The organism is Ponticoccus sp. (in: a-proteobacteria), from assembly GCF_048381735.1.
The window spans coordinates 32,373-43,818 of the sequence record NZ_JBLXGL010000016.1 but is presented as its reverse complement, the minus strand read 5'-3'; the positions used below and the strand labels follow the sequence as shown (position 1 = coordinate 43,818).

9 protein-coding genes are annotated in these 11,446 nt (G+C 64.5%); 2 read left to right on the top strand and 7 right to left on the bottom strand.

The window, feature by feature from the left end; genetic code table 11:
• The first annotated feature begins 77 nt into the window (after positions 1–77).
• Positions 78–1,040 carry a sulfotransferase gene (locus ACN5KJ_RS19880; protein ID WP_418595881.1) on the top strand — a complete coding sequence of 321 codons (963 nt, stop codon included), beginning with the start codon at positions 78–80 and terminating at the stop codon, positions 1,038–1,040.
• Here the strand turns inward: ACN5KJ_RS19880 and ACN5KJ_RS19875 are convergent.
• Positions 950–1,969 (bottom strand): DUF2793 domain-containing protein, encoded by a 1,020-nt coding sequence (locus tag ACN5KJ_RS19875; RefSeq protein WP_418595880.1) that lies wholly within the window; start codon positions 1,967–1,969, stop codon positions 950–952. The two genes, ACN5KJ_RS19880 and ACN5KJ_RS19875, sit on opposite strands and share 91 nt — an antisense overlap.
• 71 nt (positions 1,970–2,040) lie before the next feature.
• On the opposite strand from ACN5KJ_RS19875, the gene ACN5KJ_RS19870 reads away from it, so the two are divergent.
• The gene (locus ACN5KJ_RS19870; protein ID WP_418595878.1) at positions 2,041–2,802 is read left to right on the top strand and encodes a sulfotransferase family protein; all 762 of its coding nucleotides are present in this window, start codon (positions 2,041–2,043) and stop codon (positions 2,800–2,802) included.
• Positions 2,803–2,948: 146 nt separating this feature from the next.
• Here ACN5KJ_RS19870 and ACN5KJ_RS19865 read toward each other — a convergent pair whose 3' ends face one another.
• The 6 genes from ACN5KJ_RS19865 to ACN5KJ_RS19840 form a co-directional block, all read right to left on the bottom strand.
• On the bottom strand, positions 2,949–3,683 hold the full coding sequence (locus ACN5KJ_RS19865) for a sulfotransferase family 2 domain-containing protein (protein ID WP_418595875.1): 735 nt from the start codon (positions 3,681–3,683) through the stop codon (positions 2,949–2,951).
• Between the two features lie 79 nt (positions 3,684–3,762).
• The gene (locus tag ACN5KJ_RS19860) at positions 3,763–4,728 is read right to left on the bottom strand and encodes a glycosyltransferase family 2 protein (RefSeq protein WP_418595873.1); all 966 of its coding nucleotides are present in this window, start codon (positions 4,726–4,728) and stop codon (positions 3,763–3,765) included.
• Positions 4,725–6,488, bottom strand: coding sequence for a glycosyltransferase family 2 protein (locus ACN5KJ_RS19855; RefSeq protein WP_418595871.1), 1,764 nt, complete (start codon positions 6,486–6,488; stop codon positions 4,725–4,727). The genes ACN5KJ_RS19860 and ACN5KJ_RS19855 overlap by 4 nt, the downstream gene beginning before the upstream one ends.
• A gap of 132 nt (positions 6,489–6,620) precedes the next feature.
• Positions 6,621–7,676, bottom strand: a complete 1,056-nt coding sequence (locus ACN5KJ_RS19850) for a hypothetical protein (protein WP_418595869.1) — start codon at positions 7,674–7,676, stop codon at positions 6,621–6,623.
• 99 nt (positions 7,677–7,775) lie between these two features.
• A complete protein-coding gene (gene glf, locus ACN5KJ_RS19845) occupies positions 7,776–8,870 on the bottom strand; it encodes a UDP-galactopyranose mutase (RefSeq protein ID WP_418595868.1) in 1,095 nt (364 codons plus the stop codon).
• Between the two features lie 293 nt (positions 8,871–9,163).
• Positions 9,164–11,446, bottom strand: coding sequence for a calcium-binding protein (locus ACN5KJ_RS19840; RefSeq protein WP_418595866.1), 2,283 nt, complete (start codon positions 11,444–11,446; stop codon positions 9,164–9,166).

Below are 11,446 nucleotides of genomic sequence, written 5' to 3'. Positions count from 1 at the left end.
AGAAGATCCTGACGGCCCCGATCCTGGTCAAGGCCTCGTTAACCGGATGGCAACCAGGAGCCCTGTGAAATCGCGCCATGGACCCCGCCCCTCATATGGATGATCCGCATCACGCCGCCCCCCTCGTCATCTGCGGCGTCGGAGGCAGCGGCACGCGGGTCGTGGCGGGGGCGGTTCAGGCCCTGGGGGTGGATATCGGCTGCTGCCTCAATCCGTCGCTCGACAACCTGTGGTTCACCTTTCTGCTGCGGCGGCGCGACTGGCAGGAGACCTGGCCCGCCAGGTCCGAGATCGAGGCGGCGCTGACGCTTTTCGCGCGCTGCAGCCGTGGCGGGACGGATCCCCGGGATCGGGCCCGGCTGCAGGCCGAGATCGCCGCGCGCGGCGCCGGGTTTCGCAGGGAAATTCACCCCGACATGGCGGATTTGGCCCTGAACGGCCTGCGGGATGGTCCCGCCTGTCCCCGAACGGGGGCCTGGGGCTGGAAAGAGCCCAATGCGCATCTCTTCCTGCCGGATATCGCGCGGGTCTTTCCCGGCGCCAAGGTGGTCTTCCTGTTGCGGTCGGGACCGGACATGGCGCTGTCGGGGAACCAGAACCAGCTGCGCCACTGGGCGGCGCGCTTTGGTCTGCCGCAGCCTCCGCCGGGGCAGGTGCCCGCCGCCCTTGCGCTCGACTTCTGGCTGCGGGCCAACCGGCGGGCATTGCACCATCTGGCCCGCCATTTCGGCCCCCGCGCGCTGGTGCTGCGCTACGAGGATCTCTGCAGCACCCCCGCGCCCGTCCTGCGGCACCTGGCGGATTTCCTGGAGATCCCGGTGCCGCGGTCGGTGCTGCAGGGGCTCGCCGACGGGGTCCATCCGGTTCGGCCCCGGGCCGCGGAGGACAGGCAGGAGGCCATGCCCGCGGCGCGGATTGCGGCGGCGCGCGCGCTTTATGCGCGATACGCCTATGACACCACGGCCCGGTCCGTCATCCGCCGCCAGTCGGTTCCGTCCGAGAAGGCCATGACGGCCCCCCCGCTTTCGTCGGGAACATAGATCATGCAGCCCGCCCCCATGGCCGCCGGATCCGGCAAGCCCGCAACCGCAAAGCTGCCCGGCCGCACCCCGCCGGCGAATTCGGTCCGCCGCGGTGTCGCATAGAGGAACATATGATCCACGTCCTTGCCATGATCGCGCAGCTTGAAAGACCCGCCCTGCACCGTCTTGAAGCGCCAGTTTCCGCCCGAGGCGTCGTCGATCAGCTCGAATTGCGCGCCCCCTGCCCCGCCGGTGTTGCGGACGCAGATCGTGGGTCCGGTGGCGTTGATGGCCACCCCCAGCGCATAGCTCGTATCCGCATCGGGTCCGATGCCCACATGGCCCGTCGCCGGGTCCACCCGCAGCGCCTGCCGCCAGGTCGCGCCGTCGTCGCTGACCTTGATGGCAAAGCCGTCGCTGCCGGCGGTGCCCATCTCGGCCCGGCCCGACCAGCCGGTCTGGAACAGCAGGCTGGCGGTGTCGCTGGCCGTGGCCTTGTTCACCTTGACCTGATGCCCCGCGCCATCGTGGCTCAGCAGCACCGCCTCGGCGGCCACGGCCAGCCGGTTGGTGGCATCCGCCGTGGCATTGACCCCCAGCAGGTCGGTCGGCTGGATCCCCCAGGCGCCATCCTGCCAGACATGGGCCACGCCGGTGCTGGCCAGCCGGGCCTGCCAGCCCTCCCGGGGGGCGATGAAGATCCATCCCCCGCCGCTGAAACCGGCCAGCTGATGCGCCTGTCCGGCCCAATCCCCCGTGGGCGCGGCGCCGAGGGCAAAGATCGTGCCCTCCACCGGCGCGGCGGGCGGCGTCGCGGCCTCGAAGGCCTGCACGGTCAGCTGCACCAGCAGGTCGAGCCGGGCCAGTGCCTCGTTATGCGTGACATGTTTCTGCGCCTGGGAGGGCGCCAGCAGGGGCAGGGTCAACCGGGGAGAGGTCTGGGACATCGGGCGCTCCATTCTGTGCGCCGGGCACCCTTGCAGCGATCCCTGAACGGTTCGGTAAGAGGACGCGCGCCATGGTAAGGAAACCTTTGGATTTCTTCCTGATCGGGGCCCAGAAAAGCGGCACCACCGCGCTGTTCGCCAAGCTGACGGCCCATCCCGGCATCGTCGCCCTGCCGCAGAAGGAACTGCATGTCTTCGACCGGCCGGACCCGGACCCGGCCCGGTTCGACCGCGCCTTTGCCGGGGCCGATCCCGCGCTGCTCTGGGGCGAGGCGACGCCGGCCTATCTTTACTGGCCCGGCGCGGTCGAGGCGCTGGCGCGCTACAACCCCGGGGCGCGGATCCTGGTGATCCTGCGCGATCCGGCCGAGCGGGCGCTGTCGCACTGGAAGATGCAACGCGCCCGCGGGATCGAGCCGCTGTCGTTCGAGGCGGCGATCTCGGCTGTCGGACGGGCCCGGGTCCGGGACGGGGGAGACCGCGAAAAGCGGCTCTATTCCTACGTCGAACGCGGCTTCTACGCCGATCAGATCGCCCGGCTGCTGCGGCATTTCCCGCGCGATCAGATCGCCTTTTGCCGGACCGAAGACCTGTTGCGGGATGAGGCGGGGCTGCTGGCGCGGCTCTTTGGCTTCCTGGGCGTGGAGGCCGGGCTGCGCGTTGAGACGGAAAAGATGATCCGCCCGAACGACAATGCCGCCGTGCAGGTCGAGGCCGGTGCGGCGCTTGCCGGGCTCACCGCGCTTTATGGGCAGGATATACGCCGGACCGGGGCGCTGACCGGGATGGCGCTGGAGGCCTGGCTTGCAGGGCCGCGCCAGGCCAGCGGATAGCCGAAGAGGGCGGCGGCGTCATCCCCCGGGGGGCCCTATCCCCCGCCGGTTCAAGGCGGGGGCCGGTGCAATCAGGGGAAAGGCGATCCGGCCCAGGGCCTTCCGGCCTCGCGGCATCAGGCCTTGCCCGGGCAAGGCCCTGCCCCTCACCCCTTCCGGAACGAGGCCTGCATGATGTGGATCTCGTCATAGGCCGAAAAGTCGAAGGGCTTGGCCATGTTCTTGCTCTCCGAGGTGTTCAGGATGAACGTGCCGGTCACGGGCGGGGTGTAGTCCAGCATCGCGTAATCCCGCTTGTAGAGCATGTAGAGATGGGTCAGCGCCTCTTCGGACAGCGGCTCGCGGTCCGGCTTCTCGCGGCGGTTCAGCTCGGGCAGCACCAGCTTCTCCTCGGGCATGCCCTGCCCGATCAGGATGTCGCGGAACCGGTCCTGCCAGGTCTCGTCCTCGAACCGCAGGATGTCGTCGACATGCGTCGTGTCCCCGATCGACAGGAAGTAATGCTGCGGACAGAAATGCACATAGGAGGGGTCGTAGCGGATATTCGTGGTGTTGAGCTCGAAGACGAATTCCTCGACCGACTTGCGCGCCCGGTAGTTGTGCTGGGAAAAATGCTGCTCGACCGAGGAGTAGAACCGGTCCAGCGGATCGCGCACCACCGTGATGGCGCGGTACTTGCGGACCTGGCCCAGCAGGTTCGGCGGCAGATCGATCAGCGGCATATGCGCCGTATCGCCATAGCGCTGATGGCGCGGCATCCAGTTCCAGCCCCATTGCTGGAACCGCCCGGGGTCGGCCTCCTGGATCATCGTGCGGATCGAGGTTCCGGCACATTTGGGAATGTGGATGAAACAGAACTTGTAGTTGTCCGAAATGATCATCTGCGTCTCACTATGCGGCCTGCGGCGTTGCGCAACCGTCGCAGCACCGTCTTCAGGGCCACGATGGTCGCTTCACCGGTCATTTTTTTTTTAGCAGTTCGATCTGCCAGTTTGCCTTGAAGGCATCCCAGTCCGCGACCAGGCGGGGGTGGGGGCTGGGATAGGCCTCGCGGACCCCGGGCAGCAGATCCGCCAGGTAGCGCTTCTGCGGGCCGAAATAAAGATGCACGAAGGGGATGTCCTCGCGGATGACAATGGTCTTGTCATTGGCATCGCAATAGAGGTTCAGCATCTCTTCATCGTCCACCCCACCGGTGGCGACCTTGCTCCAGAGGTCGCGGCGGAACAGCATGACGTTGATCGAATAGCGCACCTTGGGATCGAAGACGACCGGACCCAGATCCGCGGTCAGCGCCCGGAAGCGCTCTGGCTGCAGGGTGGTTTCCTCGTGGATCCAGCGCGCCAGATGCGGGAACTGCCAGACCGTGCCCCAGCCGCCGGGATCGGCTTCGCCCGGGCCGGCGATGCGGAATTCCTGGTAGCCGGGCACATATTCCCCGGCCATGTGGCTCTGCGCCATGATCGCGCCATAGGCCTCGCGCAGCGCGGGCAGCCGGGTCAGGCGGTGGAAGCCGTAGGGGTTGTTGTTCACCAGGCCGCTGACATAGGCGATCTTGTCCGGGTCCTGTTCGGCATAGGTCTCGATCAGCCCTTCCAGCCAGCCCGGGGTGATCGGAAAGGCGTCGTCGTCCAGCTTGAGGATGTATTCGGCATCGATATGGTTCTCGATCGCATCCTGGATCCCGAAGAACGCCGGCTGGGCCTTCATCGGGTTCAGCCAATGGACCCGGCCATAGTTCTGCCGAGCGGTGAAACGGCACATGTCCTCGCAGATATCCGCGCCGGGCAGGCCGTGGCAGTTGGACAGAAGGTAGACCGGCACCGAGGCGGGCGTGGTCGCCAGGACCTGGCCGATGGTGATGTCGAGCGCCTCGAAATCATTGCAGGTCAGGATGAGGATCGCTGTGTTGGAAAGAGAAATCATGGCGTGGTCCGACCGTCTTTATAGGCTTTGAGCAACCGTTTCCGGCCGCCGTAGAGGCGCGCGATCAGCCAGAGCGCGTGCAGGAACCGGAAGGGGGCTGCAGCCTGGCGTTTGCGCAGATACGCGGTGTCGGTGAAGGGGATCACATCCAGATAGGCGCCCTGCCCGCGTGCGTGCAGAAGCGGGTTGCTTTCCACGATCGGCAGCGGATCCGAGGTCGACCAGGCCGAGGGCGTGATCCAGTCGCGCAGCAGCGCGCGGGGGGGCGGCCGGTCGCCGCCGCCCAGGCGGGGCCGGGCCTGTTTCCGGCTCTGATCGCTGGCTTCCGCCTCCTGCGCAAGATCCCTGGCCGTCAGCGCCTTGGGCTGCGGCGGGATGGGCTGCGGCCGGGAAGCCATGGCGCGCACCCGCTTGAGCGTCTGGCCGATGTCCGAGGCCTGCAGCGCCGCCGGTCCGGCCAGGAAATCCGCCAGGGCGGCGTTGAACATCTTCTGACGGTCCGCCTGCAGGCTCAGCATCAGGTAGCCTGCGATGCGCACCAGCTGCTTGAGCGACAGGCTCAGGCGATCCGCGTTGCGGGCCCGCAGGATCAGGTCGTTGCGGATGTCGTAGTAGTAATAGGCCGGTGCGCCCTCTTCGCCATGGGCCACCACCAGGTTGGGGGGCACGACGGTCACCACGTCCTGGCGCCGGCTTTCATAGCCGAACATGATGTCGTCGCGCTTGATGAACTGCTTTTCCGGCATCGCCGGGGCCGGCCCGTCGAGATCCACCATCAGGCTCCACCAGCCGCTGAAATCGGCCTCGTAGAAGCCATAGACGCGGTGGCGGTCCCAGCCCTGCAGATCGGTGAAGGGATTGATCAGGTCGATCCCGAAGGTATGGGAAGCCGAGACATTGGCCCCCTGCTCCTTCACGATCCGTCCGGCCGTGTTCAGGATTTCGGCCATGGTGCCCACATGCATGCCGCGGGCGAAGCAGGACATGGCATAAAGCCGGTCGATGAAATCCGGCAGGATCGCGATATCGTCGTCCATGATGACGAAATGGCGGTATCCCTTTTTCCTGAAATGGGCATGCCCCGCCAGGAAACCGCCGGTGCCGCCGACGTTGGGCAGCGGCTTGACCTCTGCCATGTCGGGGGCTTCGGGCAGCGGATCGCCGTTGTTGACCACCAGGATGTCCAGCATCCCCGCCCCATAGGCCGCGCTTTCGGCCAGGGTCGCCAGGTTGGGCAGCAGGTAGGCGGCCTTGTTGTAGGTGGTGATCGACACCCCCAGAGGCTGCAGCCTGTCCGGTTTCGGCGCGCTCCAGGCCAGCAGGTCGACCGACAGGGCACCCGCCCAGCTGAGCTCGAAATACAGCCGGTAGGGCTTGCCGCTCAGGGCGACGGGCAGGGCAAGATCCGCGACGCCGGTCCCGGTCTCTTCATGCAGCAGCTCCGGGGCCAGGTTCGCCGTGCGGGTCAGGATGCGCAGCCGCCAGCTCGGCGCCGAGAAACGCGCCAGGCCGGTGACCTCCTCGAGGCCGCAGATGCGGTGGTAATGTTCCACCGGCAGGGCGTTCAGCACGGAATCGTAGCTGCGGGTCCGCCTGTGCTCCGAGGTGACGAAATGCGGCGCGTCCCGGTCGATATAGGCCCCGTTGACCTTGTCGGGATTGCCGAAGCGGTCGTCCTCGATGCAGCGCATCAGGATCAGGTGGTCCGTCCCGCCGACCTTGGTCGTCAGGGCGGCGGCGCTGTCTTGAGGCCGGGTCATGCGCCGACCGCCTCGCCCGCGCGGGTCAGGCACATGTAGACCTTCCATCGAGAGCGACAGCCGCCTGCAGGAAAAGTAGCGGGGCGGATAAATATCGGAGTTCTGGTTTTTGCCACGGTGGCCTCTTCACATTTAAGCGCTATCGGATGAGCCTAGCTGGTCCATAAGCCGAGAAATTCTCGTTCCTCCAGGATTAAGCTGCCGAGCTACTTTTAGTATTTTTGAAGCGGCGAAGGGGTGTTTTTTGATGACAATTTCCGCCGCATCTGCAAGCGCCATACCATTCGCCACCGAAGCCTGGTTGATGAAACTTCCCAACAAAGCTGGAGAGGCCTTCAAAAAGTACTCCTCAAAGCTTTCAGCTTGCTCTTCGGAGTCGACGTCCTCCACGACATCATCCGAGAACGTCACACCGCCCGGGAGCATCGCAAGTCTTTCATTTTCCTCATCAAAGGCGCGGAGGAAAGCAGTGCTTTCAGATCTTGACGCCTTCAATTTTCCGCCAGTGTTGGAAATAAACCCATTCTTCCAGAGCTTTTTTATGTCGGCCTGGCTCACGCCACTTTGCCTCAAAAGCAAAGAGAGGTAAACTGCGTTTCTCTGGATGGATTCATTTACTCGCCCAACTTCAAGAAAATTACGATCATCCACCCCTATCGCTTCATATATATCCTTTGCAATATCTCCGCGTTTGGAAACAGTTGCATCATAGTCCCGAATAATAAAATCAGCACCGGTGAAGATTATTTGCCAATCCATTATCCTTTGATGGAAATCAAGGTAGTGACGAACCTCAGGTGTAATTGTGGGAAGCGGTCGCAACTCCGTACCAAAAACAACCGCTGACTGAGGCGTGCGACCACTCTGTGCCTTGTGGGACAAGGCCAGCTTGTCTTGCCTTCGAAGGTAGATAACAATCGTGATCTTGGAGAAATGCCTTTGCAGCGTATCGCTTAGATCGGCAATCGCCTGTGGATTCAAGAAAAAGAAATCCTCTGCCGAAATTATTGTTTTCGACGCGCTTGAAGAAAGGCAGCTTTCCAGCTTCCTCAGGCCATTTGGCCAGAGCCAGAACTCAGGAAAGGATCCATCCTTTGTAAAATTAACGATATGACCCCAGTTTGAGGGCATATTTCTTTGACGGCAGAATGAGTAGCCTTGCGCAAGAAGTGCGCTCTCGTTCTTCACGCAGCTTTTTTGAAATGCGGATGTCCCAGTTTTATGACACCCGATATGTAGATACAAAGTCTTTTTCATTACGAAAACCTTATCAATCCATACTCGCCGCTACTGAAAACTCCGCGCCACGTCCAGCGCCTCGCGGATGGTCACATCCATGTCGAGATAGCGATAGGTGCCCAGCCGGCCCACGAAGGTGACGTTCCCGACCTTTTCGACCAGCGCCTCGTACTCGGCCAGCAGGGCTTTCTCCTTCACCTGGCGGATCGGGTAGTAGGGGATGTCGTCCGGCCCGCAGGCGCGCGAGAATTCGCGGTAGCACACCGACCCCTCATGCTCTTCCCAGGGGGCGAAATGCTTGTGCTCGGTGATGCGGGTAAAGGGCACGTCTTCCTCGCCGTAGTTCATCACGGCGCAGCCCTGGTAATCGCCCTCGTAGGTGAAGCGTTCGAAATCCAGCGTGCGGTAGCCAAGCCGCCCCAGCTCATAGTCGAAGAACCCGTCCAGCGGGCCGGAATAGAACACGTGGTCATAGTCATCCGCCTGGGCGCGGGTGAAGGCGGTGTTCAGATGCACGGTGATCGCGGGATGATCCAGGATCCGCTCGACCATGGCGGTATAGCCGTTCTCGGGCATGCCCTGGAAGCGGTGGAAGAAGTAGTTGTCGTCGTAGTTGAACCGCACCGGCAGCCGCTTGAGGATCGAGGCGGGCAGATCGCGCGGGCTCATGCCCCACTGCTTGATCGTGTAGCCCTTGAAGAAGGCCTCGTAGAGATCGGGGCCGACGAAGCGCAGCGCCTGCTCCTCGAAGGTCTGGGGGTCGGTGATCGAGGTATCGGCCTGCTCCTCGATAAAGGCGCGCGCCTCGTCCGGGCGCAGGGTCTTGCCGTAGAACTGGTTGATCGTGTGCAGGTTCACCGGCAGCGAGAACACCTGACCCTTCGAGGTCGTCTTGACCCGGTTCTTGTAGGGCAGGAAGGTCTCGTACCGGTTGACGTAGTCCCAGACCTCTTCGTCGTCGGTGTGAAAGATGTGGGGGCCGTAGACATGCACCATCACGCCCGTGTCCGCGTCGCGCACCGTATGGCAGTTGCCGGCCACGTGGTCCCGGGCCTCCATGATCGTGATGCGGTGGCCCGCTTCGGCCAATGTGCGCCCGATGACCGCACAGGACAGTCCTGCGCCGACAAGAAGAATATGCATGCAGAAAGACCTTGCTTACCTATCGTTTGCTGCCAGCGGCCCCGCCGGAGGCCCTGGATGAGGACCGCAGGGATGACCCCGGGGGACACCTGCCACGGAATGGCGGCTTCTGGATGTCATATCCCAAATCAGGGGACAAGGTGCAGGCGGCGCCACCGGCGAATTTCCGGACAGCGCCCGGCTGTCCCGGGCAGATTTTACGCCCGGCCCGCGCGCTCCGGCCCGCCGGGCACGGGCGCAGGGGCCGCCCTGCCCGGCATGCGGACAGGGCGGCAAGAGACGGTCGGGGCGGCTCAGAACACCTCGAAATCACCCGGGCCAAAGCTTGCAAGGCTTTCGTTCGATTCCACCAGAACCACCAGCGCGCCCGCGTAGTAAATGCCGACCACATCCGCCGCGCCGCCGTCATAGAGGAAGGTCACGGCGCCGTCGCCGCCCTCGCGGTCGATCACGATATGGTCGACCCCCAGCTCGAAATCGTCGATTTCGTCCCGGCCCCCGGTGATGGCGTTGAAATAGAAGGTATCGGCCCCGGCCCCGCCCTGAAGCGAATCGTCGCCCGCGCCGCCTTCGAGCGAGTCGTTGCCCGCGCCGCCGAACAGGACGTCATTGCCCAGCCCGCCGCGGATCAGGTCGTTGCCGTCCTCGCCGAAAAAGACATCCTCCCCACCGCGGCCCTCGATCGTGTCGTTGCCGAAACCGGCAAAGACCGTGTCGTTGCCCAGCAGGTCGTCCGTGCTGGAGCCGTGGTAATAATCGTCGCCCTGGTTGAGGTAGACAAGGTCGTCGCCTTCATCGCCATAGACGGTGTCGCTGCCCTCGCCGCCCCGGATGGTATCGTCGCCCTGGCCGCCATAGATCATGTCGTTGCCGGTGCCGCCCAGCATGGAATCGCTGCCCTGATCGCCAAAGAGCGTATCCGCCCCCAGCCCGCCGTACAGCACCTCGTTGCCGGTCCCGCCATAAAGCGCGTCATCGCCGCTGCCGCCCGACAGCGTGCTGTCCCCCGAGGCGCCATAGAGCGTGTCATTGCCGTCCTCGCCATTGAAGAGATCGTTGCCGCCCTCGCTGTAGAGCCGGTCATCGCCGAAACCGCCAAAGACCGTATCCTGCCCCAGCGCGCCGCCCTGGTCCTCGTCGAAGAAGATGTCGTTGCCCTGGTTGAGGTAGACCAGGTCGCGCCCGTTGCCGCCATGGACGGTGTCGGCGCCCTCGCCGGCGTGGATCGTGTCGAACTGGTCGCCGCCATCAAGCCGGTCGTGGCCGGTGCCGCCGAAGATCAGGTCGGCGCCCGCCTCTCCGTGAAAGACATCGTCGCCGCCGCCGCCCTCGATCGTATCGTTCCCCAGCCCGGCCCAGACCGTGTCCTGGCCATGTTCGCCCTCCTGGGCGGTGTCGACGAAGATGTCGTTGCCCTGGTTCAGATAGACCTCGTCGCGCCCGTCGCCGCCATGGACGGTGTCGCTGCCCTCGCCGGCATGGATGGTGTCGTACTGGCCCCCGCCGAAGATCAGATCGGCGCCCAGGCGGCCAAAGATCAGGTCGTTGCCATCCTCGCCATGAAAGACGTCATCGCCGTTGCCGCCCTCGATCGTGTCGTCGCCGAACCCGGCAAAGACCGTGTCCCGGCCGTGCTCGCCGCCCTGGGTGTTGTCGTGGAAGATGTCGTTGCCCTGGTTCAGGCGCACCATGTCGCGCCCGTCGCCGCCATGCACGGTGTCATCGCCCTCGCCGGCATGAATCGTGTCGTATTGGCCCCCGCCATGGATCAGGTCGTTGCCCAGGCGGCCAAAGATCAGGTCGGCGCCGTCCTCGCCGTAAAAGGCGTCATCGCCGTTGCCGCCCTGGATCGTGTCGTCGCCGAACCCGGCAAAGACCGTGTCCCGGCCGTGCTCGCCACCCTGGGCGTTGTCGTGGAAGATGTCGTTGCCCTGGCTCAGAAAGGCCAGGTCGCGCCCGTCCCCGCCATAGACCGTATCGTTGCCCGCGCCGGCATGGACCGTGTCGTACTGCCCGCCGGCCTCGATCAGGTCATTGCCTTGCCCGCCCCAGATCGCGTCCTCACCCGCGCCGCCCCGCAGGATGTCGTGGTTGATGCCGCCGAACATGACGTCGTCAAAGCCGGAGCCACGGACCGTCACGGGCTGGGTCAGCAGATCTGCGAACTGCGGGTCCAGCAGCTCTGTCATGTCCAGTGCCGCCCCCGCGCCGGCGGCGTTCAGGGTGATCGGGCCACCGCTGTTGAACAGATCGGCAAGCGGCTGCAGGCTGCCCCAGGCGGCGGCGTCCAGCGCCTGGACAAGATCGACCAGGCCCCAGTTGATCCCGGTGACCGTGCCCTGCACCGCGCCCTCGGCAAAAACCGAAACCCCGCTCACCACACCGGCGCTCGGCTCCCCATCCAGGAACTGGAAGCCCGTGCCGGTGATGGTCGTCCTGTGGTCCGTCGCGGGGTTGAAGAGGACCACCTGCGTGCCGCTGGCAGACAGAACGTCCGGGTCGAAATCGTCAAAATCGTCAAAAAAGGCATCGCCCAGGAAGCTGGTATTCGTCCCGGGGAAAGTGAATGTCGTCAT